Origin of the sequence: Paraglaciecola sp. MB-3u-78, assembly GCF_002835935.1 — a bacterium.
Taxonomy (GTDB): domain Bacteria; phylum Pseudomonadota; class Gammaproteobacteria; order Enterobacterales; family Alteromonadaceae; genus Paraglaciecola.
In genome coordinates, this window is the sequence record NZ_PJCF01000006.1 from 165367 (window position 1) to 191660 (window position 26294).

24 protein-coding genes and 1 pseudogene are annotated in these 26294 nt (G+C 40.1%); 14 read left to right on the forward strand and 11 right to left on the reverse strand.

The annotated features are described in order from the left end of the window. Positions 1 to 59 precede the first annotated feature (59 nt). Entirely contained in the window at positions 60 to 545 is a 486-nt protein-coding gene (gene rraA, locus CXF95_RS14935; protein ID WP_101199449.1) for a ribonuclease E activity regulator RraA, read from the reverse strand. Between the two features lie 276 nt (positions 546 to 821). On the opposite strand from rraA, the gene CXF95_RS29615 reads away from it, so the two are divergent. The 6 genes from CXF95_RS29615 to CXF95_RS14960 all read left to right on the forward strand — a co-directional run bounded on the left by CXF95_RS29615 (position 822) and on the right by CXF95_RS14960 (position 5578). Next, complete coding sequence (locus CXF95_RS29615) at positions 822 to 992, forward strand: lipoprotein (RefSeq protein ID WP_157828155.1); 171 nt, start codon at positions 822 to 824, stop codon at positions 990 to 992. 1 nt (position 993) lies between these two features. Beyond that, positions 994 to 2244: a diaminopimelate decarboxylase gene (lysA, locus tag CXF95_RS14940; protein WP_101199450.1), complete on the forward strand. Its 1251-nt coding sequence runs from the start codon at positions 994 to 996 to the stop codon at positions 2242 to 2244. A gap of 167 nt (positions 2245 to 2411) precedes the next feature. Beyond that, on the forward strand, positions 2412 to 3242 hold the full coding sequence (dapF, locus tag CXF95_RS14945) for a diaminopimelate epimerase (protein ID WP_101199451.1): 831 nt from the start codon (positions 2412 to 2414) through the stop codon (positions 3240 to 3242). 20 nt (positions 3243 to 3262) lie between these two features. Then, on the forward strand, positions 3263 to 3928 hold the full coding sequence (locus CXF95_RS14950) for a DUF484 family protein (RefSeq protein WP_101200072.1): 666 nt from the start codon (positions 3263 to 3265) through the stop codon (positions 3926 to 3928). Positions 3929 to 3936: 8 nt separating this feature from the next. Continuing rightward, positions 3937 to 4830, forward strand: coding sequence for a tyrosine recombinase XerC (locus CXF95_RS14955; protein ID WP_101199452.1), 894 nt, complete (start codon positions 3937 to 3939; stop codon positions 4828 to 4830). A gap of 31 nt (positions 4831 to 4861) precedes the next feature. Beyond that, positions 4862 to 5578: an HAD-IA family hydrolase gene (locus tag CXF95_RS14960; RefSeq protein WP_101199453.1), complete on the forward strand. Its 717-nt coding sequence runs from the start codon at positions 4862 to 4864 to the stop codon at positions 5576 to 5578. Positions 5579 to 5592: 14 nt separating this feature from the next. Here the strand turns inward: CXF95_RS14960 and cysE are convergent, their stop codons facing one another. Then, complete coding sequence (gene cysE / locus CXF95_RS14965; protein ID WP_101199454.1) at positions 5593 to 6372, reverse strand: serine O-acetyltransferase; 780 nt, start codon at positions 6370 to 6372, stop codon at positions 5593 to 5595. Between the two features lie 117 nt (positions 6373 to 6489). Here cysE and uvrD point away from each other — a divergent pair, with 117 nt between their 5' ends. Continuing rightward, positions 6490 to 8658: a DNA helicase II gene (uvrD, locus tag CXF95_RS14970; RefSeq protein WP_101199455.1), complete on the forward strand. Its 2169-nt coding sequence runs from the start codon at positions 6490 to 6492 to the stop codon at positions 8656 to 8658. Positions 8659 to 8721: 63 nt separating this feature from the next. After that, on the forward strand, positions 8722 to 9960 hold the full coding sequence (locus CXF95_RS14975; protein WP_101199456.1) for a diguanylate cyclase: 1239 nt from the start codon (positions 8722 to 8724) through the stop codon (positions 9958 to 9960). 39 nt (positions 9961 to 9999) lie between these two features. Here CXF95_RS14975 and rarD read toward each other — a convergent pair whose 3' ends face one another. After that, on the reverse strand, positions 10000 to 10899 hold the full coding sequence (gene rarD / locus CXF95_RS14980; protein WP_101199457.1) for an EamA family transporter RarD: 900 nt from the start codon (positions 10897 to 10899) through the stop codon (positions 10000 to 10002). A gap of 98 nt (positions 10900 to 10997) precedes the next feature. Here rarD and CXF95_RS31490 point away from each other — a divergent pair. Beyond that, positions 10998 to 11501 (forward strand): annotated as a pseudogene (locus CXF95_RS31490) (chromate transporter); the annotation flags it as partial. Between the two features lie 81 nt (positions 11502 to 11582). Continuing rightward, entirely contained in the window at positions 11583 to 12146 is a 564-nt protein-coding gene (locus CXF95_RS31495) for a chromate transporter (protein WP_369809323.1), read from the forward strand. A gap of 31 nt (positions 12147 to 12177) precedes the next feature. Here the strand turns inward: CXF95_RS31495 and CXF95_RS14990 are convergent, their stop codons facing one another. Further along, a complete protein-coding gene (locus tag CXF95_RS14990; protein WP_101199458.1) occupies positions 12178 to 13101 on the reverse strand; it encodes a diguanylate cyclase in 924 nt (307 codons plus the stop codon). Positions 13102 to 13391: 290 nt separating this feature from the next. Between CXF95_RS14990 and recQ the strand changes: the two genes are divergently transcribed. Together recQ and dnaB are read left to right on the forward strand one after the other, a co-directional pair. After that, positions 13392 to 15209, forward strand: a complete 1818-nt coding sequence (gene recQ, locus CXF95_RS14995) for a DNA helicase RecQ (RefSeq protein ID WP_101199459.1) — start codon at positions 13392 to 13394, stop codon at positions 15207 to 15209. A 107-nt stretch (positions 15210 to 15316) separates the two neighbouring features. Then, on the forward strand, positions 15317 to 16714 hold the full coding sequence (gene dnaB, locus CXF95_RS15000; protein ID WP_101199460.1) for a replicative DNA helicase: 1398 nt from the start codon (positions 15317 to 15319) through the stop codon (positions 16712 to 16714). 65 nt (positions 16715 to 16779) lie between these two features. Here dnaB and CXF95_RS15005 read toward each other — a convergent pair whose 3' ends face one another. From CXF95_RS15005 to CXF95_RS15020, 4 genes are all read right to left on the reverse strand, one after another. Further along, positions 16780 to 18051, reverse strand: a complete 1272-nt coding sequence (locus CXF95_RS15005) for an OmpA family protein (RefSeq protein WP_101199461.1) — start codon at positions 18049 to 18051, stop codon at positions 16780 to 16782. 144 nt (positions 18052 to 18195) lie between these two features. Then, complete coding sequence (locus tag CXF95_RS15010) at positions 18196 to 18615, reverse strand: secondary thiamine-phosphate synthase enzyme YjbQ (RefSeq protein ID WP_101199462.1); 420 nt, start codon at positions 18613 to 18615, stop codon at positions 18196 to 18198. A 16-nt stretch (positions 18616 to 18631) separates the two neighbouring features. After that, positions 18632 to 19096 carry a chemotaxis protein CheX gene (locus CXF95_RS15015; RefSeq protein ID WP_101199463.1) on the reverse strand — a complete coding sequence of 155 codons (465 nt, stop codon included), beginning with the start codon at positions 19094 to 19096 and terminating at the stop codon, positions 18632 to 18634. 29 nt (positions 19097 to 19125) lie between these two features. Continuing rightward, positions 19126 to 19575, reverse strand: a complete 450-nt coding sequence (locus tag CXF95_RS15020) for a transcriptional repressor (RefSeq protein WP_101199464.1) — start codon at positions 19573 to 19575, stop codon at positions 19126 to 19128. A gap of 192 nt (positions 19576 to 19767) precedes the next feature. Between CXF95_RS15020 and nudC the strand changes: the two genes are divergently transcribed. Further along, positions 19768 to 20610 (forward strand): NAD(+) diphosphatase, encoded by an 843-nt coding sequence (gene nudC, locus CXF95_RS15025; protein ID WP_101199465.1) that lies wholly within the window; start codon positions 19768 to 19770, stop codon positions 20608 to 20610. 272 nt (positions 20611 to 20882) lie between these two features. After that, positions 20883 to 21950: a uroporphyrinogen decarboxylase gene (hemE, locus tag CXF95_RS15030; protein WP_101199466.1), complete on the forward strand. Its 1068-nt coding sequence runs from the start codon at positions 20883 to 20885 to the stop codon at positions 21948 to 21950. Positions 21951 to 21961: 11 nt separating this feature from the next. On the opposite strand, the gene CXF95_RS15035 is transcribed toward hemE, so the two are convergent. From CXF95_RS15035 to mpl, 3 genes are read right to left on the reverse strand one after another with little or no spacing between them, the layout of a single operon-like run. Beyond that, positions 21962 to 23869: an alkaline phosphatase family protein gene (locus CXF95_RS15035; protein ID WP_369809315.1), complete on the reverse strand. Its 1908-nt coding sequence runs from the start codon at positions 23867 to 23869 to the stop codon at positions 21962 to 21964. Positions 23870 to 23886: 17 nt separating this feature from the next. Then, entirely contained in the window at positions 23887 to 24663 is a 777-nt protein-coding gene (locus tag CXF95_RS15040; protein ID WP_101199468.1) for a S1/P1 nuclease, read from the reverse strand. A 16-nt stretch (positions 24664 to 24679) separates the two neighbouring features. Next, positions 24680 to 26044, reverse strand: a complete 1365-nt coding sequence (gene mpl, locus CXF95_RS15045; protein ID WP_101199469.1) for a UDP-N-acetylmuramate:L-alanyl-gamma-D-glutamyl-meso-diaminopimelate ligase — start codon at positions 26042 to 26044, stop codon at positions 24680 to 24682. Positions 26045 to 26294: the final 250 nt, after the last annotated feature.

Consider the following 26294-nt stretch of genomic DNA (forward strand, 5'->3'; position numbering starts at 1 on the left):
TGATTAAATAGCGGGGTTTTTAACTGTTTGGTTTGTAGTCGATAAATTAATTTAAAAGTTTACTCAAGATCTAATGCCTCAGGAGATAAGATAATACCTGTACTGTCGGCATACAAATGGTCTTCAGGTAAAAAGGTTACGCCACCAAAGTTAACTGCCACATCCATTTCACCTGTCTCTTGATCGTCTGCACTAACGGGGATTGAAGCGATGGCATGAATACCAATGTTTATTTCTTCTAGTTCATCTACTTCACGCACGCTGCCATAACATACGATCCCTTCCCAACCATTATCAAAGGCCAACTGGGCAGCACTAGAGTCAATTAAGGCTCTGCGCATAGAGCCACCACCATCAATTAATAGGATTTTGCCTAATCCGGGCTGCTGTATCGTTTTTAGAATTAACCCTTTGTCTTCAAAACATTTTATTGTGGTAATTTCGCCGCCATAAGAAGCCCGTCCGCCAAAACTCACAAACATGGGTTCAACCACGTCAACACTGTCGGCAAACACATCGCAAAGAGTAGAAGTATTGTAATCCATGTTTGTTCCAAATATAGCTGAGTCAAGTTTTAGTATACTGCTAGTACACAGCAAATCCAGCGTAAAAAATTTTTAGAAGCAGTTTAACTCTGTCATAACGCATTGTTCCAAAATGAATGTGACAGTGCGGAAGTAAGGCTGTGATTGACGACATTCTAATTTTTTATCTTTGTTATTTCTTATTGCATAAAATAAGCAATTCAAAGCTTAGCATCTCTTTGTTTTTATCCTCGGTAATGACATCATTACCGCCTATACATTAACGGGATTGTTGTGATGGCAAACAGAATTAACATAAAATCAATTGGCTTAGCTTTATTGGCAGTATTCCTACTCACTGCCTGTGGTCAAAAACGTCCTTTATATTTGCCTGAAGAGCCTGCCACTAACACCACCACAACTGACTCAGAACCATCAACTGAGCCTACTGTACAAGGAAAAAATTGATATGGACTACTTTGCCTATAAAAATGAACAACTATTTGCTGAAGATGTAGCCCTTGAAACCGTAGCTCACATATACGGTACACCTTGTTATGTTTACTCAAAAGCCACAATTGAAAGGCATTGGCATGCATTTGATAGGGCAGCGGGTAGTCAGCCACATTTAATTTGTTATGCAGTCAAAGCTAATTCTAATTTGGCAGTATTAAATGTGATGGCCAAACTAGGCTCAGGCTTTGATATTGTTTCTGGTGGTGAGCTAACACGTGTGCTCAAAGCTGGCGGTGATCCAAGCAAAGTCGTGTTTTCTGGGGTAGGTAAGACCCATGATGAAATTGCATTAGCCTTAGAACATAATATTAAATGTTTTAATGTGGAATCCCGCGGTGAATTGACCCGTATAAACGAAGTCGCAGCACAAGCTGGTAAAAGAGCCCCTATCTCGATTCGAGTTAACCCTGATGTAGATGCTAAAACCCATCCATATATTTCTACAGGCCTTAAAGACAACAAGTTTGGGGTCGAACGCCAACAAGCCGTTGAAATTTACAAATATGCCCATAGCTTACCGTTTTTAAATGTGGTCGGCATTGATTGCCATATTGGTTCGCAACTGACTGAATTATCACCTTTTGTAGATGCCTTAGATATATTGTTAGCCTTAATCGACGAACTAGCTGAACAACAAATCCATATACAACACCTTGATGTAGGTGGTGGATTAGGTGTGACTTATAATGATGAAGAACCACCTCACCCCGACCAATATACCCAAGCAATCTCCGAACGTTTACAGGGCCGAGAACAGCTATTACTTATCTTTGAACCTGGCCGAGCAATTATGGCTAATGCAGGCGTTTTGTTAACCAAGGTTGAGTTTCTCAAACAAGGGGCGGAGAAAAACTTTGCTATTGTTGATGCCGCAATGAATGATCTTATACGTCCAGCGCTTTACTCCGCATGGCAAAATATCATTCCTGTAGACGCTGGTCTAGAAAGAACCAAAGCCATTTATGACGTAGTAGGTCCCATTTGCGAAACCGGCGACTTTCTAGGTAAAAACCGTGAGTTGGCTATCGCACCCGACGATTACCTTGCCGTTCGCAGTGTTGGTGCATACGGTTTTGTAATGGCATCAAACTACAATAGTCGATGTAAGGCCGCAGAAGTGTTAATTGACGGTGACAAGATGCATTTAGTCAGAGAACGTGAAAAAATAGCGCAATTATTTGAAAGTGAGCACATACCAACATAAATATCATTTTATTTTTTAAAGTATTAATTTGATAAATATTGGGATTATTTAGCCTGTATCCAGTTAAAGACATAGTCAGTCTTTCGCTGAAATGATATAACTATTTTATAATATCAATTACGCATATAATAGAGCGTGTTGACAAAAATTTTAGCTAAGTAGTCGCAATGCAAATCCAGTTTTCAAAGATGCATGGTTTGGGAAATGATTTTGTTGTTATTGATAACGTAACGCAAAACGTATTTTTTTCTAAAGAGAAAATTCAACAACTCTCGGACAGAAATTTTGGTATAGGATTCGATCAACTTTTATTGGTTGAGCCGCCTTACGATCCCGACCAAGATTTTCATTACAGAATATTTAACGCTGATGGATCTGAAGTCTCTCAGTGTGGTAATGGCGCGCGCTGTTTTGCTCGATTCGTAAAAATGAAAGGCCTAACCAACCGCAATAAAATTGTGGTCAGTACTAAAGCTGGCCGTATGGTCCTCTACCTTGAAAAAGATGGGCAAGTGACAGTGAATATGGGCGTACCCGAATTTGAACCAAATTTGGTGCCCATCAAAGCAAATAAGCGGGAAAAAGTTTACATATTAAGAGCACAGGAACACACTTTTTTTTGTGGTGCCGTTTCTATGGGTAACCCACATTGTGTGTTGTTGGTAGATGATGTGGAAACTGCAGATGTTGAAACAATGGGTCCATTGCTTGAAAAACACGAACGTTTTAGCGAAGGTGCAAACGTTGGCTTTATGCAGATTATTAATCACAGTCATATCAAACTCCGTGTTTTTGAAAGAGGTGTAGGTGAAACATTAGCTTGTGGCAGCGGAGCATGTGCTGCAGTGGCTGTAGGTCAATTACAAAATAGATTAAGTAAAGATGTAAGAGTTGAGTTGCGCGGTGGCAGTTTAAAAATACGTTGGCAGGGCAATGATAATGTATTAAAAATGACAGGCGCCGCTGAGCATATTTTTGATGGATATATAAACCTATGATTAAAGAGTCGCAAAATAAAATGGATATAACGACTGCATACGAATCTGAAAATCTAATTGACGCTGCACAAGTAGCTGCTTATCTACTTGAAAATCCAAGTTTTTTCACTCAATTCCCACAACTTATTGAGAAAATCACTATTCCCCATGTACACAAAGGTAGCGTATCTTTGGTGGAGCTGCAAAGTGAACAGTTGCGCACAAAAGTTAGAAGCCTAAGTCATAAGCTTAACCAATTAATTTCTATTGCCAAACAGAACGAAGCCATTTATCGGGTCTATGCAGACTTAAATTTACGTATTCTAAAGTGTGCCAACCTTGATGATCTCAAATTCATACTGGAAGAAGTCATTCAAGAAAACCTCCAGTTAGCATCTGTAACCTTAAAACCTTTCAAAGGGGCTCATGCTTTACCTGAGATCCAGCGACGCCTATTTATCGAAAAACGTTTTAAAAGACATCAATTTTTCTTTGGACGTTTAAGTGATCATGAACGCAAGTTATTGTTTGCTGATCAGGAAGCTAACTCGGTTGCTTTATTGCTTATTGGTGATTTAGGTGAACTCGGAATTTTGGCAATAGGTAGTAAAGACCCAAGTCACTTTAATCCAGATATGGATACCTTATTGATCACGCAACTACAGCAATTTTTGGGTGTCTTGTTACCTAAAATGCTGACTTATTAGTCAGTAAAATGTTAAGACCAAGCTTACATACTTGGTTAGAAAAATACCTTGCATATTTGAGGTACGAAAAAAATCTGGCTAATAATTCCATAGAAAATTATCACCGGCAGCTGAACGCAGCTTTCAACAAACTAGATTTTGAATCTTGGTCAACATTTAATACGTCAGATGTCCGCAAAATTTTAAACGATGCCCGTAAAAGCAGCCTAAGTTCCCGTTCTATAGCTTTACGCTTATCTTCTATCAGAGGTTTTTGTGCCTATCTTGTGCAACAAGGTCAACTAATACAAAACCCAGCATCATCCATTCAAGCACCTAAACAAGCCAAACCCTTACCGAAACAGTTGAATGTCGATGAGATGCATCAATTACTGGATATCAAAGAAGATGAACCTCTGGCCATACGTGATAAGGCCATGATGGAACTGATGTATAGTTGTGGTTTACGTCTATCAGAATTAGCTAATCTTAATATCAAAAGCATTCAACCTGACAGACAACTAAGAGTCATAGGAAAAGGCAATAAAGAACGTTTATTACCCATTGGTAGGATTGCCTTAGACGCATTAACTGTTTGGCTAAAAATCAGGCCAGAACTAGCATCTAGTGAAGAACCAGCGTTGTTTGTTAGTATGCTTAAAAATAGGATCGGCACCAGGCAAATAGCGAAACGTATGAAATTGTGGGCCACTCGTCAAAACCTAGAACAAGCTGTTAACCCCCATAAACTAAGACACAGTTTTGCCACTCATGTTTTAGAATCAAGCTCAGACTTAAGAGGGGTGCAAGAGTTACTGGGGCATGCGAATTTATCTACAACCCAAGTTTATACACACCTGAACTTTCAACATTTAGCCCACGTATATGATAGTGCTCACCCTAGGGCAAAAAAATCCAAATAATTAAAAACTTAAAAAGAATAGATAGTCATAAATGATTTATTATAAAAAACTTAAACCAATTCAAGCGATTACATTCGACTTGGATGACACCTTATATGAAAACACGAGTGTGATAGTCAACGCAGAGCGTTCTTTAATTGAATTTATGCACCACCAATATCCTGCTACCCAAGATGTGAACAAAGATTTCTGGCGCGCTCAACAAAAGGCCCATGTTCTAGCTAACCCATTATTAAAAAATGACATGAGTGAATTACGTCGACTTTCCCTAGAATCTGGTTTTATGACGTTAGGTTTGTCCGATAAAAAGCTAAATGCAGCAACCACAGAGTGTTTCGAACATTTTTATTTCCAAAGAAGTAACTTCACTTTAAACAAAAATATTCATTCTTTATTAAAAATCCTATCGAATAATCTGCCATTGGTCGCTATCACTAATGGTAACGTTGACCTAAAACAGATTGGGCTTAACGGGTATTTCACTACTTGCTTTAAGGCGAGTATGGAAATGCCAATGAAGCCACATAAAGCTATGTTTGATGCAGCTCAAGTACACCTGAACATTCCTCATGAAAACATTTTGCATGTAGGAGATAACTTACCCAAAGACATATATGGAGCACTTAGAGCGGGCTATCAAACTGCTTGGTATGCTGAAGATAGAAGTATGAATATACGTAATGAAAAAGCACAAATTTTACCCCACGTTCAACTCAGTAAGTTAACCCAATTATTAGAGCTTATTTAAATAAGGAAAAAGGCTTAATCTTCTAAAATATTCTGTCGCATGGTTTCGCAAGGTTTTTGACAGCTAGGCTTACCAACAATTTTTGCAGGGATACCTGCCACTGTGACATGTGCTGGCACATCACTTAACACCACACTACCGGCGCCTACTTTGGCACCTTCACCGATAACGATATTGCCTAAAATTTTAGCTCCGGCACCTATCATGACTCCTTCACGAATTTTTGGATGGCGATCACCGGCTGCATTTCCAGTACCACCAAGTGTGACGGATTGCATGATAGAGACATTATTCTCAATCACAGCAGTTTCACCCACTACTATCCCTGTGGCATGATCGAACATGACACCTTGACCAATTTTCGCAGCAGGATGAATATCCACCGAAAAAGCTTCTGAGTTTCGACTTTGTATAAACAAAGCTAAATCCTTTCTACCAGCCATCCAAAGTTGATGCGCTAATCTGTGCACTTGAATGGCCTGAAAGCCTTTAAAATTAAGTAATACCGTAAGAAATGAATGTACTGCGGGGTCGCGTTTAAACACAGCTTGAATATCACAAATTGCAGCTTCTACTACTTCGGGGTGCATTAAGTAACTTTTTTCGAACATTTCTCTAACGGACAACGCACTCATCACATCATCAGCTAGTTTATTAGATAAAATAAAACTTAACGCCGTTTCGAAATTACGGTGCGCTAAAATACAAGTGTGTACATAACTCGATAGAACAGGCTCATTATTAACAAGCTGCTCGGCTTCATCTTTTAATTGTTGCCAAAATTCAATACTCATACTTTCTCTGCAATTTAATTTGAATAACTAGAATACATATAAGGGTGACTTTAGTGTATTTAAACACAGTGTTACTGATATACTGGAAACATATTTTTCTAATATATTTTTTGTGTAATGGATGTATCTCGACTTCTTGACCAGTTAAACGACAAACAACGTGATGCAGTGGCCGCTCCTGCTTCAGACATGCTTATCTTAGCGGGTGCAGGTAGTGGAAAAACGCGAGTTTTAGTACATCGCATTGCATGGCTAATGGAAGTTGAGGGCATCGCCCCATACGGTATTTTGGCGGTCACTTTTACTAATAAGGCCGCCAAGGAAATGCGCGGCCGAGTAGAACAATTGCAAGGTAGCGCACTGAATAGTATGTGGATTGGTACCTTTCATGGTATCGCTCACCGCTTACTACGAGCTCATCATGCTGACGTAAACCTGCCAGAAAATTTCACTATTTTAGACTCAGATGATCAATATCGTTTGATTAAGCGCGTACTTAAAAGTCTTAATCTTGACGAAAAACACTGGGCACCGAAACACGTACAGTGGTATATCAACGGTAATAAAGACGAAGGGTTACGGCCACAGCATATCGAAACAAATGGTGATGCAACGCAACAAAAAATGCGTGAAATATATCAGACCTACCAACAAACATGCGATCGCGCCGGGTTAGTTGATTTTGCTGAATTATTACTCAGAGCCCATGAGTTATGGTTAAACAACCCGTCGGTTTTAGAACACTATCAAAAACGCTTTAGAGCAATTCTGGTAGACGAGTTTCAAGATACCAACAACATTCAATATGCTTGGTTGCGTATACTTGCCGCCCCCAGTAATAATATGATTATTGTAGGTGACGATGATCAATCAATTTATGGTTGGCGTGGGGCAAATGTAGAAAACATCCAACATTTTTTACGTGATTTTAAGGGCGCAAAAACTATACGTCTGGAGCAAAATTACCGCTCAACTGGCAATATATTAAAAGCGGCTAATGCTGTGATTGATAATAACCAAGGTCGATTAGGTAAAGAACTGTGGACAGAAGATAGCCCTGGCGAGCTTATTTCTTTATATGCGGGGTTTAATGAGTTGGACGAAGCCCGTTTTAACATTTCACGCATAAAAGAATGGCGAGACAACGGCAATGCCTTATCTGATTGTGCAATGTTATATCGCAATAACGCTCAATCGCGTGTTCTAGAGGAGGCATTATTGCAAGAGTCTATCGCCTACCGAATATACGGCGGCTTACGATTCTTTGAACGTCAGGAAATTCGAGATGCCCTAGGTTATCTACGTTTAATTAATCAAACCATTGATGACGCCGCGTTTGAACGAATTGTCAATACACCGGCTCGTGGTCTTGGTGATAAAACCCTGTCGCAAATTCGCGAACTCGCTCGCGATTCAGAATTATCCATGTGGGATGCCAGCACCCGAATACTTGCTGAAAATCGTCTAACAGGCCGAGCTTCTAATGCCCTTACTTCATTTACAAAGTTAATCAGACAACTCACACAGGATACTGCAGAGCTTTCCTTAGAACAACAAGCTGACTACGTGATCAAACATTCTGGCTTATTTGCCATGTACAAAGCAGAAAAAGGCGAAAAAGCTCAATCCAGAATTGAGAACTTGGAAGAACTGGTCACCGCTTGTAAACAATTTGTGGTGCCAGAAGAGGCGGATAATATGAAACCTATGTCAGCTTTTTTAGCACATGCGTCTCTAGAAGCAGGAGATAATCAAGCTGACAAACATCAAGACGCGGTTCAAATGATGACCATTCACACCGCAAAAGGCCTAGAGTTTCCACTGGTCTTTTTGGTCGGTGTTGAAGAAGGCATGTTCCCAAGCCAGATGAGTAACGAAGAGCCCGGTAAAATAGAAGAAGAGCGCCGCCTTTGTTATGTAGGCATGACACGCGCTATGCAAAAGTTATATATCACTTACGCTGAAAACAGAAGGGTATACGGTCAGGACAAATATCACACCCCTTCTCGTTTTATCAAAGAAATCCCAACCGATTGTATAGAAGAAGTCCGTTTGCGGACAACCATCTCTCGCCCAGTCCAAAATAGGTTTACCCCAGTCACGGGTCATACTGCTTTCGAATCAACAGGTTTCCAACTAGGGGAAAGAGTGTCCCACCCTAAATTTGCTGAAGGTACGGTGTTGAATTATGAGGGCAGTGGTGAACATGCAAGAGTACAAATTAACTTCGATGAATTTGGAAGTAAATGGTTGGTCTTGTCATTTGCAAAGTTAACGAAAGTCTAAGTTTTCCAGAGCTTGGAACGGGTTAATCTGCTAAATTAAATTTTTTCCACTAGATGTTAGCCTATGCAACGCAAAGTATTAATAGTCGAAGACAGTAAAACCAGCATGAACCTGATGCGCAGTCTTATAACTAAGGCTAAATTGCGCCCGATTTGTACCACTAGTTTAGTCGAAGCCAAACATATTTTTTCTAGTTCGGCACCGGAAGAATACCTTTGTGCAGTGGTCAACTTTAATTTACCAGACGCTCCAAATGGTGAAGCTATAGACTTTGCGATTGAATCTTTTTTACCCACTATAGTGATAACTGGTAGCATAAATGAATCAACCAGAACTACTATTCTTAATAAAAGTGTGGTGGATTACATCCCTAAAGAAAACCCTCAGGTCTATGAATACCTGACACGTTTATTAAATCGCTTGGATAAAAATAAAAAAGTAGGGGTGTTAGTAGTTGATGATTCTAGGGTCAACAGACATGCAATGACCGCTCTACTTAGGCGACATAATTTTATTACCTTTGAAGCCTCGAATGCTGAACAAGGCGTAGAATATTTACGCAGCCATTCTAATATTAAACTAGTGATAATAGATGAAAATATTTCAGGTGTGTCCAGTATTCAGATGATGTCTGAACTCCGTAAAACCTATTCTAAAGAAGATCTTGGTATCATTGGTATAACCTCAGATACCACAAGTGGTTTGTCTGCAAGATTCATTAAAAGTGGCGCCACTGATTACTTAAATAAACCTTATTGCCATGAAGAATTTTTCTGTCGAATTATGCAAAATGTTGAACGTTTAGAAAATATCGAAACGATCAGGCGTGTTGCAAATTCCGACTACCTTACGGGTTTACCTAACAGACGTCATTTTTTTACGCGAGTAGCTGCCAGCCTAACAATCAAGCCCAAATCACAAAGTTTAGCGATTATTGATATCGATCATTTCAAAAAAGTGAATGACACTTATGGTCATGATTGTGGTGATTTCACCCTGAAAGAGCTTGCTAAGTTAGTCGCTGAATATTTTATTGATTACACTGCTGCGCGATTTGGTGGTGAAGAATTTTGTGTATACTTTTCGAATACAGCGCCCGAAAAAGTACTGCAAATAATGGAAGATTTTCGAGAAGCTATAGCGAATAAGATACTCACTTTTGAAAAGAAAAAGTTGTCTTGCACCGTTAGCATAGGTCTAACACACAAAAGTAAAGGCGGCATAAACGCCATGATACGTTTAGCCGACGAACATCTGTATAGTGCAAAAAATAATGGAAGAAATCAGGTAGTTGATGATTAATATCTGCTTTGTAAGCAGTTAATCCTCACTCCAAACAAGTTACTCTTGGAGAAGCCGTCGCGATTTTCGGTAGACTCTCAGTGAGTCATAGACATAAATCAATAACCCTGACCAAACACATACGAAAGTGATTACCCTTGTTGTATCTAGTGGTTCTTGGTAGAGCATGACTGCTAACAGGAACATCAGGCTTGGACCTATATATTGGAAAAAACCTAAAGTCGTATAACGGATACGTCTAGCTGCAGCAGTAAAGCATAACAATGGAGCGGTAGTCACCACACCGGCAAGCAGCAGTGTAACATTGAGGTCAAAACTATTTGCCAACATGTTGCCACTGGTTGTATCCATGACAAGCCAATACAACAAAGCGAAGGGCAACATTATACAACTTTCAATCAATAAGCCGGGCATAGAGTCCACAGTCACTTTTTTACGCAATAACCCATAGATACTGAAACTAGTTGCTAACACTAAGGCAATCCAAGGTATCTGACCATATGAAAAAATCAAAAAAGTCACACCCGCAAAGGCTACAAAAACGGCTAATAACTGTAACCTGGTTAAGCTCTCTTGCAGGAAAAAGCGCGCTAGTAATACATTAAATAAAGGATTAATAAAGTATCCTAAACTGGCATCAAGCATTTGATCGTTATTTACGGCCCAGATAAAAGTTAGCCAGTTCACCGCTAACAATAATCCACTTATTGACAAGATTGCGATGACTTTTGGATCGCGGATTGCCCTAAACACTTGACTAAATTTTTTTCGAACAGCCAACAACAAACACAATACCAGCACAGACCAAACTATTCGGTGCATAACAATTTCTAGAGCAGGTACACTTGTCAACAATTTAAAATACATGGGTGCTATGCCCCACATTGAATAAGCAGCTAGTGCAAAGATAACACCTGCTTTTACTGATTTATCGTTCAAGTATTTGACCTAGCTTTAACAGCGCTTAATATAGCGTGGAGTGTGATGTAAGCATTTCGCAAATGCAATCTAAAACCTAATTGAGGTAAGGTAAACCCATGAAGAAAAGCGGGGAGATATTTTGGCAATTTCTGTTGCTAGGTTGTATCAGTTTTGGTGGCCCAGTAGCACACATTGGATATTTCCAACGCACTTTTGTGCAAAAACTGGAATGGCTTTCTAATGATGCCTACGCCAGATTGATATCTTTAAGTCAGATTTTGCCAGGCCCTGGCTCAAGCCAAATTGGATTTGCAATAGGATTACATAAAGCATGACTGGCTGGAGGCATTGCAGCATTTTTAGGCTTTACCTTACCCTCATTTATATTGATGTATTGGCTGGCCGTGTCGGTAAACTTAGATACCCCAGCAAGTTGGTTACTTTCAGTGAGTAGCGGCCTAAAATTGTTAGCCGTTGTTGTTGTGTTAGATGCAGTAATCACAATGTTTAGAAGTTTTTGCAAAAGTCGCTTATCAATCTTAATCATGGTCCTTAGTGTGTTACTACTCGTCATCTATCAATCCTTTTATACACAAATGTTAGTGTTACTAATAGCCATGTTAATAGGCATGGCTAATAAGCAAATTATCCCTAAGCAAATCAACATAGGTCAGACCCTTAAAAAAACATCCTGGCTACCTATGCTGCTATTTATCTGTATATTTTTAATCAGTTTGGGTCTAAGTCAAGGTGATTCTGTGGCAGGCTTATTCGCGACATTTTATAAAAATGGCAGTGTAGTATTCGGCGGTGGGCATGTAGTCTTACCACTATTACAAACTAGTATTGGCGCGACACTGACAGAGCAGCAGTTTCTTTTTGGCTATGCAGCTGCTCAGGGGGTACCCGGCCCTATGTTTACTATGGCAACATTTATGGGTGCACAATGGATAGAAAACGCACCATTAATTGGGGCTGCCGTGGCTACATTGGCGATTTTTTTACCCGGTTTTTTATTGATTTTAGCCATCAACCATAGTTGGCAATCTCTAGCTCAACACCCAAAATTTATTGGCGCATCCGCAGGTATTAATGCTGCGGTAGTGGGTTTTCTGATTGTGGCTCTCTACGATCCAGTATTTATTAATGCAGTTCACAACTATATTGACTTGGGCCTAGTGGTCATCGGCTTTCTGGGCCTAAAATTATTTAACCCCCCTATTCTGCTGCTGATAAGTATTTTTATTTTGTTAGGTTTTATTTAAAAATGTCCTGCTAAGTTTATGCCTATAACGACTAAGTAGCCGCTGAATACTGATTACGACCTGCTTGCTTCGCTTTGTATAAATTGATGTCGGCCTTATCAATCAAATCTATAGGATCCGCCACAGTATTTTTTTTATGGGTGGGGCTAAAGGCTGAAATACCCACGCTGATTGTCACAACAGGATATGAAGCCCGATGTGCAGATGGAATACTCCGGTTTTGCACATTTTGGATTAACTCCTGTGCCACCTGTTCAGCCCCTTTTAAATCTGTGAAAGGTAATAGTAGGACAAATTCTTCTCCGCCATATCTCGCAGCAAAATCGCGCTCTCTCCTTTTACTTGAAGCTATAATTGAAGCTATAATTTTCAAACATTTATCACCCTCCAAGTGACCAAACTCATCGTTAAATAACTTAAAATCATCAATATCGATAATTAATGCAGCCACGGAATGACTCCCCCGAACAGCTGCATACCATTCCTTATTTAGCATAGTATCCAACTGCATTCTGTTGGCTAAGCCTGTCAGCCCATCAGTGCAGGAAACCAGAGCAAGTCTTTTCTGTTGCGCGACCATCGTCATTAAATTCGTGACACGGGAGACCAAAATTCTAGGCCGCGTTCTTTTGTCTATATAGTCCACTGCACCTAGGGTTAAACAATCTTCTTCTTCGTCAAGATTTGGCTTGTCGGCCAAAAACATCACTGGAATGTGGGCAGTAAGTTGGTTGTTTTTAACGAAAGTACATAATTCTTGTCCTGAAATAATTGGCGTATTCACCACACTCAAAACCAAATCAATATCTTTAAGCATGATACTTTGTAATGCGGTTTTGCCATCTTGGGCTATTTCAATATTAAATGTTTTAGCGAAAAGCGAGGAGAGTGTGGAAATACTGACAACGTCCTCGTCAATAATGAGTAATGTAAGATGATGGTTAAAAGCTGTCATAACGTCCCTGCAAAATACGGCAATGAGCTACTGACTAAAAAAGGCCCAAAATTTATAAAACTAATAAAAAACTGAATTTTAGTGTAAATATTAACCACTAATAAAGCATTTTCTTACTTATATTGCGAGCAAAATCACGTATTAAATTTGCGCCTAGATTATTAGATTACATAGCTTCCTGTAATATATTCACTTAGGCATGGAATTTGACCAGTTTTTCATTGTTAGCGAGTGAACCTCGAGATAAAAACACGTAAACTTATGTTTTACTAATATCTTTTGAGCAACAGTTGTCAGATCACCCAGCACATTTTTCGCCTGCAATTACCCAAGCGCAACAAGTATTAAAACACACATTTGGCTATGATCATTTTCGTGATGGACAAGCACAAGTTATAAACCAAGTGATGCTACAAAAAGATGTGTTGGTTCTTATGCCTACTGGTGGCGGTAAGTCTTTGTGTTATCAAATTCCGGCTATATTATTACCAGGTCTCACGATTGTTGTTTCACCCCTGATATCGTTAATGAAAGATCAGGTCGATGCCCTTTTAACCTATGGCGTCAATGCCGCTTACATAAATTCAAACTTGTCGCCACAAGATATGTTTAAGGTTTTCAGAGGCATGCAAGATGGCAAATACAAACTAATTTACGTTGCGCCTGAAAGGCTTATGCAACTGGAGTTTATCCAACGTTTACAAGGGCTTACAATAAGCCTTATTGCAGTTGACGAAGCTCATTGTGTATCACATTGGGGCCATGACTTTAGAAAGGACTATAGACTACTTGGGCAATTAAAAGCCACTTTCCCGTATATCCCAATTATGGGTTTAACTGCTACCGCCGACCTTGCCACCCGTGCAGATATCACTCAGCAACTAAAGTTACAGCAACCCTTTATCTTCAAAGGAAGTTTTGACCGCCCTAATATCCGATACAACCAAGTCACCAAATACAAGGCCACAGACCAAGCAATTGCTTTTGTAAAGCAACAAGACGGTAGCGGTATTATTTATTGTAATAGCCGCAGAAAGGTAGACGATCTCAGCATCGCTTTGGCCAAACACGGGGTTAATTGTGCTGGTTATCACGCCGGTCTTGAAGGTGAAATTCGTGACAAAATACAGCGGGATTTTATACAAGACAAAATTGACATCATAGTAGCAACTGTGGCGTTTGGCATGGGAATAGACAAATCTAATGTGCGCTTTGTTGTGCATTTTGACTTACCACGAAGTATTGAATCATATTATCAAGAAATAGGCCGAGCAGGCAGAGACGGTATGCCCGCCGAAGCGTTATTATTATTTGACGAAAAAGATGCAGCTCGCATTCGTCAATGGATATCAACGGGTGAAAATCCACATAGAAATAGTGTAGAACTTCAAAAATTTGCGGCTATGGAAGCGTTTGGTGAAGCGCAAACCTGTCGCCGACAAATTTTACTCAACTATTTTGCTGAATATTCTGCGGGACACTGTGGTAACTGCGATATTTGCCTCGACCCACCCAAAGCATTCGATGGCACTGTCGATGCGCAAAAGGTTCTATCTTGTGTGTTTCGTCTAAAACAATCTGTTGCCGGCCAATATTTAATTGATGTGCTCAGAGGTAAACAACTAAAGCGCATTCTAGAACACGGCCATGATAAATTGACTACTTATGCTATCGGCAAAGATAAATCAGATGCCTATTGGCACAACATTATTAATCAATTAATCCACCGCGGATTTCTTAGGGTAGATATCACCCAAAACGCAGTTTTGAAATTAACTGAAGAAGCGAGGCCGATATTACAACAAGCGCAAAAATTGCAGCTGGCGGTGCCAAGGCTGAGTCTTGATTTAAGTAAAAAAGCACAGCTCATTACACAAGATTATGATCGTGCGCTGTTCGCTAAACTGAAACATTTACGCAAAACTATTGCTGAGCAGGATGATGTGCCACCTTTTGTGGTATTTAGCGATGCAACACTAGCCGATATGGCAGATAAATTTCCAGAGTCCGCGTTCGACTTCTTAGATATTCATGGTGTAGGTCAAACTAAACTCGAACGTTATGGTGAGCGTTTTATTGCCGCGATTTCGAAGCACATTAATAAGTAACCTGATCTCTAAATAAGTAAATATTGTAAAAGCAAATGCCACTCAAGGTTTACTTATTAGGGCGATTTGGCGCATACTGATTTATCTTATTTGATCTGATAAAATCAATGCCAGTTAAAGCTGTTCCACAAAAAAATGCAGACCTAAAAGTCGAAAAACTGAAAATTCCGCCTCACTCTATCGAAGCTGAGCAATCGGTATTGGGCAGTATGTTAATTGCCCCTGATTCGTGGGATAAAGTGGCTGAAATTGTGGTAGAGACAGACTTTTACAACCGTTCACATCAAATCATTTTCCGCGCTATTGTCCGCCTCCTGACTAAAAGCCACCCTATTGATTTAATTACCGTTTCTGAAGATTTAGAAGGTATGGATGAGTTAGAGTCCGCAGGTGGTTTTGCTTATTTAGGTGAGTTAGCCAAAAATACACCAAGCTCAGCCAATGTATCCGCATATGCACAAATCATAAAAGAACGCGCGGTGATCCGTGAGCTCATTGGTGTCGCCCATGTCATTGCTGATACCGGATATAATCCTGAAGGTCGCAATAGTGGTGAAATTCTCGATATGGCCGAGAGTAAGGTATTCGAAATTGCCGAAAAACGCACCGGCAAAGACGAAGGCCCAAAAAATGTTGAGGCTGTGTTAACCAAAACCATCGATCGTCTTGAAGTATTAGTTAAGAGTAATAAAGAAGTCACAGGAGTATCTACTGGTTACACTGACCTAGATAAAAAAACCAGTGGCCTGCAACCTTCAGATTTAATTATTGTTGCAGCTAGACCCTCAATGGGTAAAACCACCTTCGCTATGAACCTGTGCGAAAATGCGATGTTATTGGAAGAAAAACCGGTATTGGTATTCAGCTTAGAAATGCCCTCTGAACAAATTATGATGAGGATGTTGGCATCCCTTAGCCGAGTCGATCAAACCAAAATTCGTACTGCGCAGCTTGACGATGAGGATTGGGCCAGGATGTCTAATACTATGGCCATGCTAAAGGACAAAGATAATTTGTTTATTGATGATTCTTCCGGTTTGACCCCTATGGATGTGCGCACCCGTTCAAGAAAATTGGCCCGTGAGAAAGGGGGGATCAGCCTGATCATGATTGATTATTTACAATTAATGCAGGTACCAGGATTAAGTGATAATCGAACCTTAGAAATTGCCGAAATTTCACGTTCCCTTAAATCTTTAGCAAAAGAATTAGAAGTCCCAGTGGTGGCGTTATCCCAGTTAAACCGAAGCCTTGAGCAACGCAGCGATAAACGCCCAATCAACTCGGACCTGCGAGAATCAGGGTCAATTGAGCAAGATGCTGATTTAATCATGTTTATTTATCGAGACGAGGTTTATAACGAGCAAAGTACTGATCAAGGTGTCGCTGAAATTATTATAGGTAAACAGCGTAACGGTCCCATAGGTACATCACGGCTGACATTCCAAGGCCAGTTTTCACGCTTCGATAATTATTCTGGGCCAGCTGTAGAAGACAAGTACTAATACCACTAATTTCTGAACAAAAAAAAAGAGATGCAACTAGCATCTCTTTTTTTGTAGTCAATAGTTTATCTTTCGACTTTCACTCTATTTCTTGCCGATACATTTGCAGTAATTCGACGATTAACCTTATTAGCCGCAACAGTGTTAGATGTATCCAACAACTGAGTTTCCCCAAACCCTTTAGCGGTTAAACGTGCACCATCAATACCATATTTATTGATTAGAAGTGTTCTAACAGCATTTGCTCGCTTTTGAGATATCATCATATTGTAATCAGCATCACCTGGTGCAGAAGCATGACCTTCAATAACAGCATCTGTACCTGGGAATCGCTCCATGAAATCTGCAAATGCTTGGAACTGGGCATTATTTGCGTTATCAATAATCGAACTATTGTTGCCAAACGACACATTTAGATTAGTTGATACCTCTTCCTCAACAAATACACTACAACCATTTGCATCGACTTTATCTGTCATAGGTGTGTCAGCACAATTATCTACATCGTCTAGTATACCGTCTTGGTCAGTATCTAATAATAAGCTACAGCCTTTGGCACCGACTTTTGTTCCGACTGGGGTATCTGGACACATATCAATTGTATTTAGTATACCATCACCGTCAAGATCGTTTTTACAGCCGTAACTGTCGACCTCAGTTCCTGCAGGTGTGTCCGGACAGTTATCTAAACGGTTAATCACGCCATCGCCATCCAAATCCAAAGTACAACCCATAGAATCTACTGCTGTACCCGCTGGTGTATCTAAACATTGGTCTTGGCTATCGACCACACCATCATTATCACCATCTTTTGGCATTGACATAGCTATTGAACCACCGAAAGCGTATGCTAAACCCAATTTAAATCCCAAGTGAGTTCCACTCTCACCGCTATCTAAATTTTGGTAGGCAGCCACCTCAGTAACAATTTTCATGCTGTTACCTACATCCCAGTGTTTGCCCAAACCGATATTGGCCATAAGATCACGATCAGTGATTTTGGTAAATTTTAAACCGCCAAAAGCATAAAGCATGTCATCAGACAAAAAATATAATACGTCTGCACCTAAGCGATTTCCTGACTTGTCTGATGGGGATGCGTCAATATTTAAGTGAGATAATTCCAATCGGGCAGCCCACCCAGGAGTAAACTTAAATCCCATTTCAGCGCCAAATCCAACACCATTATCCAAGAAATCTGGGAGGCCAGTTTCAGATTGATCAGTTGCATAATACTCAACAAATCCAGCAACCCACTTTTCATTTTCTTTAGTCTGAGCTTGAACATTTGCACTCAAAGCGGCTGCTACAGCACTTAAAAGCAATAATCTTTTCATTTAATTAATCCCTTATTTTCATTTTAAATTGTTGGCATAGAAATTCGTTTGATAATATATATATGCATATCTTTAAATCAACTATTTTATTGTGTTTAGATACCTATAATTGTGTTTAGATACCTAATTATTATATTTAGAAACCTATTTCCCACAAATAGTCACAATTAAGTGACGATTTCCTGCTCTAACTCGGTGTTCACCCAATACTATGCCTTGCCACATACCTAAACCTAAAGTGCCTTCTATGATAGGGATGGTAAGGTTGTTGCCAAGTAAACTGGCTTTAATATGGGCAGGCATATCATCTGCACCCTCATAGTTGTGCAAGTAATAAGCCATATTCTCTGGCACTATTTTATTGATATGGGTTTCTAAATCTTGGCGTACGGTAGGGTCAGCGTTTTCATTAATGGTTAAACTGGCGCTAGTATGTCGAATAAACAGGTGTAGTAAGCCTGTTTTGACTTGTCTCAAGCCTTCAAGTTGATTAACCACTTCGTCAGTGATCAGATGATATCCCCTGCTTTTGGGGGATAAAACGATAGATTGTTGAGTCCACATGTATTTTTTATGCTTCTTATTTGTTAAAGCACATTTCTAGGTAGAGGTTGCCTGATGTATGAGAAAATGGCATCACCATTTTTTTCCCATTGACTTGATGGTTTATCGTATGATTTATCCCAGAAACAATCATAGGCGTAGCCATACCAAAATCATAACCTTTTTGATCCAGTTCGTTTTTGGCTCCACCGCATATCATATTGGTGATTTCTCCCACCATATCTTGCACATCAGAATCGATGCTATCAGGTTTTTCACCTAACATTTTGTGCATGATTTCTAACGCTAGCCCCTCATCAAAGGAAATAGACATAGAACCCTGAATATTGTCACCCACCATGCCAATCAAGCCAGAAACCTGCCCCCTCGCTTGATTATCACTTTTCTTTTTAGGTTTACCAGGCAATAACTCAATTTGTGCCATGGTTGTCAATACATTGAGTAAAGCAGCGATAAAGGGGTTAATAAACTCTGCGTTCATTGGATTAGTTGTTCCTTATTAGATTGGATTTATTGGCAAGCAGCGCAGATACCATGAGCTTCAATTGTCTGATTTATTATGCTAAATCCAACAGTTTGGGCTTGTTTATCTAAGGTATCTTTTACTCCTTCAGATTGGATTTCTTGTACATCACCACAAGTATCACAAATCAAAAACTGAACTGGGTGATTACAATCAAAATGATGACAGGCTACAAAGGCATTTGTGGATTCTATTTTATGAATGAGACCAAACTCTAAGAGAAAATCTAATGTTCTGTAGACCGTAGCTGGCTTTGCGTTAGACTCAGTTATTTTTAGAGTATCCAACAGTTCATAGGCACCTACAGCACCTTGTTGTTCGAGCAATAAAGCATAAATCTTTTCTCTCAGTAGAGTAAATCTAGCCCCTTTGTCTTCACAAAACTGCCTAGCTTTATACACTTGAGCAGCAATAGAATGTTGGCAAGTATCAGTCACATTTCTTCCCTCAAAAAAAAGCATTTAATAATAACACTAATTTTTGTAGGTTGCGTATTTTAAGCATTTATTATTAGTTCTTCGCGACTACATACGTTAATTTTAATGATGCGATACTCTCATAAAAGTATATTTCGATACTGGGTTTTACTGTGTTAACTTAAATTAGAAAATTTGATTTCTGGTAACTATATGATCCAACAAAATATATCGGTAACAGCTGAAACAAAAGCTATTTGGTTAATTTTCAGCGGTGAAAAAGTTTTTCAATCCACTGAACATTCAGGATTAATGATAGACACATGGGCAACGCTGGGTTTTGCCCATGCCTATCAAGAGCAAATCGTTCGAATAGGCAGTCATGGCGACTTACCTTGCTACTTAATCGATATGGGCAATGAACATATTGAACACGAACACCTTTCACTTGTCAGTATGCGTGCCTTACTCATGCAAAACCAAACTAGCTTTTTTGGCATTGCCTCTAGAGCATGGCAGATTGCTCTGTTTATGCGCACTCATAGGTTTTGTGGTCAATGTGGTAGCTCTATGCAACAAATTGATTGGGAAATGGCGATGCAGTGTTCACGGTGTCAGCACCGTTGTTACCCGCGAATTTCACCTTGTATTATCGTGTCTATCCGTCATAACGATAAAATATTGTTAGCACAAGGTAAACCTCAACGATCTAGGCAAATGTTTTCGACTTTGGCCGGTTTCGTAGAAAGTGGTGAAAGACTTGAACAAGCAGTGCACAGAGAAGTATTTGAAGAAGTAGGCATACAAGTTAAAAACCTGCGCTACTTTTCGAGCCAACCTTGGCCTTTCCCTCACTCATTAATGGTGGGGTTTCTGGCTGACTTCGACTCAGGCGATATAAAAGTAGATGGCAAAGAAATACTCGAAGCATATTGGTTTGAACCAGATAAATTACCCAACATCCCACCCAAGTTATCCATTGCGGGGCAACTGATCCAGCATACTATCGAAGAAATAAAACAGCAGAAAAACCTCACAATTCCCACCTATTCTTAATTAAAATTTGAGCATAAAAAACCCCACATCTGTGGGGTTTGAATATTTTAGCGTATTGGTCTCGTCAACGAGATTCTTGATTTTTGGTTGCTTTCGCAACTCTGTTATAGCAGAGAAAACTCTTAAAGTGCAAGTTTTTGCTGAATATAGCGCAAGTTTTTACTAGATATAGTGCAATTTACCCTTTTTTCAGTGGATAAAATCGCTACAATACAGACCTTTTTAAGCCCTTAGCCTAAGCAGGGCCAGTTAATTTTAATTTGAGGAAATCAATGCAGCCATTGCAAAACGACCGATATTTAAGAGCATTGTTACGTCAACCAGTCGACACTACACCAGTATGGATGATGCGCCAAGCAGGTCGATATTTACCTGAATACAAAGCCACGAGAGCAAAAGCGGGCGACTTTATGTCACTCTGCAAAAATGCTGAATTAGCCTGCGAGGTCACACTCCAGCCATTACGTAGATTCGATCTAGACGCTGCCATCATATTTTCTGACATTTTGACTATCCCTGATGCAATGGGATTAGGCTTATATTTTGAAACCGGGGAAGGCCCGAAGTTTGAACGGCCATTAACTTGCATGGCTGATATTAAAAAATTACCAGTACTGGATCCTGAAGTAGAACTGGGTTACGTAATGAATGCCGTGCGCACCATACGCAAAAATTTAAATGGATCAGTGCCTTTAATTGGCTTTTCTGGTAGTCCCTGGACACTCGCTACTTATATGATCGAAGGCGGCTCAAGTAAGGCTTTCACCAAAATCAAAAAAATGGCCTTCAGTGATCCACAAGCTTTGCACCTATTACTCGATAAGTTAGCCGACTCAGTTATTTTGTATCTTAACGCGCAAATTGCCGCTGGGGCTCAATCAGTGATGGTGTTCGACACTTGGGGCGGCGTATTGTCAGGTCGTGATTACCAAGAGTTTTCTTTGCAATATATGCATAAAATTGTCGATAGTCTCACACGGGAAAATGATGGGCGTAAAGTGCCAGTGACTTTGTTCACTAAAAATGCAGGTCTGTGGTTGGAATCTATCGCTGCAACAGGATGTGACGCAGTAGGTTTGGATTGGACAGTGGATATGGCTGATGCAAAAGCACGAATCGGCGACAAAGTTGCATTACAAGGTAATATGGATCCCTCAATGTTGTATGCCCCTTCAGCACGAATTGAGCAAGAAGTGCAATTAATCCTCGAAGGTTTTGGTAAGGGCAATGGCCATGTATTTAATCTAGGCCATGGTATTCATTTAGATGTGCCACCTGACAATGCCAAAGTATTTATTGATGCGGTGCATAAATTGAGTAAACCCTATCATCAACAATAACGCCTAAACACTTAGTCCTTTTTAGTAAAAGTGACGACCTCACCGGAGGCACACAATTGCTGTGCCTCAACTTTATTACAAGCCGGATCTATTTTAAGTAACCCTATGCCAGCTCCATTTGATAGCGTGGTTAATTTGTGATTATTCGGCTTGCGGTGTCTAACCAGCATGTTTCGCCTTTGGGTGAACCAGTTTAATGGCGAATATTTGCTGTACAAAATGCGGTTAAGCTTATCGAACCACTTTAGCAACTTATCGGGAAATTCGTTTTTGATACCGCTACTAGTGATTTGAGTAATATTTGGGCTGTTATGCCTGAATCTTAGGGTAATGTCATACACAAATGAATAGTGTACATCACCGGAGAGGATCACAAAATTGGGTGGAGTTTTGCGATTGCGAAAAATATTTAACATCACACTAGCCGTGCCTTTATGGGCCATCCAGTTTTCTGCATCAACAGTCAATGCTTTACCAAAAAACGTAAAAATACGTTGTATGATTTCAATCAGTTTTACACCAAAAATAGGTGCTGCAGAAACCATGATGACTGCCTCTTGTCCGATTAGATCCTGTTGCAATTCGCATAGCGCTTCCCAGTCCATCAGACCTGAAGGTTTACTTAAACTTGACTCTGAACGCCAACGTTGGGTGCGTGTATCTAATACCACCAGCTTGGGTGACGTTTCTAAACAATAATGCCAATGTTGCCAATCGAGTATTTTTTGCACGAGTTCGTCATGTTGCTGAATGCCATTTTCAGTGAAAAATCCACTACAAGAATCAAACAAAGGTTGTAACTTGGTGGGGTCATTGCCCCAGCCTTGACACAACCAATATCCCAACAATGCATTACCCACTATACGTTTTGCAAACAAATTGCCGTATACAGCCTCTTCCCAGCCTCGAGTTAAATTCCAATCATCGGTAATATCGTGGTCATCAAAAATCATATACACCCGCACATGGGCTAAGGCTCTTCTAACTTTCTCTAAACCAGCAACGAAGTGTTCAATGATGACCTGTTCTTCTGCAAATTTTTGTTTGAAAGGTTCGGGGATTGTTTCATCACTGATATGCACCAGTTGCCACATTTCAGGTGACCAAGTGAGAATATACATTGCCATAACTTCAGCGAAGGATATTAGGTGGTTACTAGCATTGGCCGAAGTGAAAATAGGTTTGCGTTTACCCGCAAAAAATTGACTGTAAGTTTTGGCTGTACTTGGATCATCTGGAAGCAGCTCTGGCCGTTGATAAAAGCAGTGAGGATTTTCAAATAACTCATCGCTGTTGCCAATTGTCGCCCCTTCAAGTTCTTCATGAAACAAACATAAGCTGTCAATAGTCTGTTTAATCGCTACCAGTGTAGGGCCTGCTACATCATCGGTATAAACTTGATCGCCTGACATCATTAATAAGTCAGGCGTCTCTATTTGCCCTGCCAATGCTAACTCAATTTGTTGATCCACTATTACCAAGCCATCGTCACTATCATGATGAGGTTTACGGCAAGAGCCATGTAACATTTGTGCAATTTGCTTGCGGATCACAAAGCTGGGATAAGATTGACCTGAATAAAGCAAAGTGGGCAGTAACTCAAGCAGGTGAGTTTCAGACCCATCGGTATCCATCAGAGTGATGTCATAATTTACCCGACTTCCACATAAAATTTCAGCATTCGGCTCTAGGGTGAGCAAATTGACAAAAGCATGAGTCCCTACTTGCAACTGAGAGAGTTGTTGAGCATCTAGCTGAGCATCAAACCAAGTTGTCTGTTGTTGCTGACTGAATAACTTAACAGAAAATTTATAGGCTTTATTGGTTATCAACCAAAAGCAAACTTGCCTTGCATTCGCTCGCCGAACTATAGGCCCAGCGAGTATTTTCGGTAATGATATTGGCGTGATTTCAGACAAATTCTTTATGCGCTCAGTTATTCAAACAAGGCATTTAGATAAGCGGCAATCCGTACACCACCCATTTGTAAACGCTGTTTCACTATAGGCAGATTTTGATATTGATAATCCCATGACAACTTATCATTGTCAGGATATAAATTAGCTCGTAGCTTTGCACTTTCAGCTATCCATACCTTGGGATCAACTTCCATCCATTGTTGCGCCTGTTGCTCAGAAATTTTGCGACTTAAGATTTTAGTCCATTCTGTGTATGACAATTTCTGCCTGTCAATCAAGCCTGAATCCCAGACTCGGTGTAAATTAGAATCTTCCCAAAAAAACGTTAGCTTTACGTCGTTACCGCCCCTGTCTATGCCATTTCCGGCGTGAAAGGGTTGATGTAAATCACCAATAATATGCACAATAAATCGCAGTGCGAGCTGTTTCTCTGCAAAGCTTGATTGTTTACTTTTTAATTGTTTGGAGAACATATCTAAAGCTGTCGCAGCATTGCCTTCAGGCGGCGGCGCTACGTCTGAATATGTCTTACCGTCAAACACATTCACATAATGCCAAGGGTTAGCGGTTTTTTTCCAAAACTCACTAGGATTTGACTTCATCTCGTCGGCATAAGTCGAGGCCTTAGCTAAATCTTCATTGATCAACAATTGATTAATGGCACGCTGTGCTTCAAGTGTTAGATATTGCTCTGCAATAGCCCCTGTAACCCGATGGCCAATTTGCCCCCAGCTTAACGCTTGAAAACTCATTGCAGCCACAACCACACCAATAATCAGTTTATTTAATTTCATTTGAATAACTCTTTATTTAAGTCTTATTTAAATCGATTTTTGCTAATTGTTCTGTCAATAATTCATGAATGCCACCAAAACTACCATTACTCATCACTAGAATATGGTCACCCGGTTTAGCATAGGAAATAATGGATTTCACTAACATCTGCATATCTTTATATAACATGGCTGTTACGCTGCTCTGGGCCAGTAGATCATCCATCGACCAAGTTAAGTTTGACGGTTCAAAAATAAATACCTGATCGGCACTAGACCATGAAGCGGCAAGTGTATCTTTGTGTACCCCCATTTTCATGGTGTTAGAACGAGGCTCGAGTACTGCCAAAATGCGACCATCGCCAACCTTTGCTCTAAGTCCATCAATAGTGAAGGCAATAGCAGTAGGATGATGAGCAAAATCATCATATAAGGTAATGTCATTAACTTTGGCTTTAACTTCCATGCGACGTTTTACATTAACAAACTGCGCTAGCGCTGCAACCGCCAAGTCGCTTTTAACTCCGCTATGTTTTGCAGCGGCTATCGCCATCAACGCATTATTAACGTTATGTTCACCCATTAAGTCCCACTGCACTTTACCTTGGGCTTGACCTTTAAACATGATTTCAAACTCACTGCACTCTGGGTTACTGTTTTGTACCTGCCAATCGCCGCCCGTAAACTGTACTGGAGTCCAACATCCCATGTCTAACACTTTTCGAAGGTTGTTGTCTGACTTAGGCAATAACACTAAACCGTTATTAGGAACCGTTCGAAGCAGATGATTAAACTGTCTTTGGATATCACTTAAGTCAGAAAAAATATCAGCATGGTCGAATTCAAGATTGTTCATCACCAAAGTGCGAGGTCGATAGTGTAAAAACTTAGAACGTTTATCAAAAAAAGCACTGTCGTATTCATCTGCCTCAATCACAAAAAATGGACTTTCACCTAAACGCGCAGAAACATCAAAATTTTGCGGGATCCCACCAATCAAAAAACCCGGTTTTAGACCTGCATACTCTAATATCCAAGCTAACATGCTGGAGGTACTGGTTTTGCCATGGGTACCAGATACAGCTAATACCCAACGATCTTTGAGTACGTTTTCAAGTAACCATTGTGGACCACTAGTATAAGGTAGGTTTCTGTCCAAAACATACTCTACCGCTTCATTACCACGGGACAACGCATTGCCTATGACAACTATATCGGGCTCATTTTCAAATTGTTTGGCATCGTAACCTTCAAACAACTCGATTCCTAGAGACTCTAATTGTGTGCTCATGGGCGGGTATACGTTACTGTCAGAACCTGTGACTTTGTGCCCTAGCTCTTTAGCGATAGCGGCGATGCCACCCATAAAAGTGCCGCAGATACCTAAAATATGTAGATGCATAGATTGCCGTTCAAAATGTCTAATGACGGTAGATTACCAGAACAAAGATCCCTAACCCAATCAAGAATGTAAAAAAATACGTCGTTTTGACGGCTATGGCAGCAGCCCCATTATGATTCGGTTATAAAGAATACGTTTCGGTTACTGAGTTTCTGGTTTTTTGAAGGTATAATTACCTTACAGTACCTATAATAAAAAAAACGTACTGCGCACACATACTAATTCAAGGCCCTACAACTAAAAGGTATTT

Excerpts from the sequence above, each read along its gene's own strand:
- uvrD (WP_101199455.1), top strand. The coding sequence starts at position 6,490 with ATGGATGTATCTCGACTTCTTGACCAGTTAAACGACAAACAACGTGAT.
- cysE (WP_101199454.1), bottom strand. The coding sequence starts at position 6,372 with ATGAGTATTGAATTTTGGCAACAATTAAAAGATGAAGCCGAGCAGCTT.
- dnaB (WP_101199460.1), top strand. The coding sequence starts at position 15,317 with ATGCCAGTTAAAGCTGTTCCACAAAAAAATGCAGACCTAAAAGTCGAA.
- hemE (WP_101199466.1), top strand. The coding sequence starts at position 20,883 with ATGCAGCCATTGCAAAACGACCGATATTTAAGAGCATTGTTACGTCAA.
- CXF95_RS14975 (WP_101199456.1), top strand. The coding sequence starts at position 8,722 with ATGCAACGCAAAGTATTAATAGTCGAAGACAGTAAAACCAGCATGAAC.
- CXF95_RS15040 (WP_101199468.1), bottom strand. The coding sequence starts at position 24,663 with ATGAAATTAAATAAACTGATTATTGGTGTGGTTGTGGCTGCAATGAGT.
- CXF95_RS14960 (WP_101199453.1), top strand. The coding sequence starts at position 4,862 with ATGATTTATTATAAAAAACTTAAACCAATTCAAGCGATTACATTCGAC.
- CXF95_RS29615 (WP_157828155.1), top strand. The coding sequence starts at position 822 with ATGGCAAACAGAATTAACATAAAATCAATTGGCTTAGCTTTATTGGCA.
- nudC (WP_101199465.1), top strand. The coding sequence starts at position 19,768 with ATGATCCAACAAAATATATCGGTAACAGCTGAAACAAAAGCTATTTGG.
- lysA (WP_101199450.1), top strand. The coding sequence starts at position 994 with ATGGACTACTTTGCCTATAAAAATGAACAACTATTTGCTGAAGATGTA.
- dapF (WP_101199451.1), top strand. The coding sequence starts at position 2,412 with ATGCAAATCCAGTTTTCAAAGATGCATGGTTTGGGAAATGATTTTGTT.
- CXF95_RS15005 (WP_101199461.1), bottom strand. The coding sequence starts at position 18,051 with ATGAAAAGATTATTGCTTTTAAGTGCTGTAGCAGCCGCTTTGAGTGCA.
- CXF95_RS31495 (WP_369809323.1), top strand. The coding sequence starts at position 11,583 with ATGCTGCTATTTATCTGTATATTTTTAATCAGTTTGGGTCTAAGTCAA.
- mpl (WP_101199469.1), bottom strand. The coding sequence starts at position 26,044 with ATGCATCTACATATTTTAGGTATCTGCGGCACTTTTATGGGTGGCATC.
- CXF95_RS14990 (WP_101199458.1), bottom strand. The coding sequence starts at position 13,101 with ATGACAGCTTTTAACCATCATCTTACATTACTCATTATTGACGAGGAC.
- CXF95_RS14955 (WP_101199452.1), top strand. The coding sequence starts at position 3,937 with ATGTTAAGACCAAGCTTACATACTTGGTTAGAAAAATACCTTGCATAT.
- CXF95_RS15010 (WP_101199462.1), bottom strand. The coding sequence starts at position 18,615 with ATGTGGACTCAACAATCTATCGTTTTATCCCCCAAAAGCAGGGGATAT.
- rraA (WP_101199449.1), bottom strand. The coding sequence starts at position 545 with ATGGATTACAATACTTCTACTCTTTGCGATGTGTTTGCCGACAGTGTT.
- CXF95_RS14950 (WP_101200072.1), top strand. The coding sequence starts at position 3,263 with ATGGATATAACGACTGCATACGAATCTGAAAATCTAATTGACGCTGCA.
- CXF95_RS15015 (WP_101199463.1), bottom strand. The coding sequence starts at position 19,096 with ATGAACGCAGAGTTTATTAACCCCTTTATCGCTGCTTTACTCAATGTA.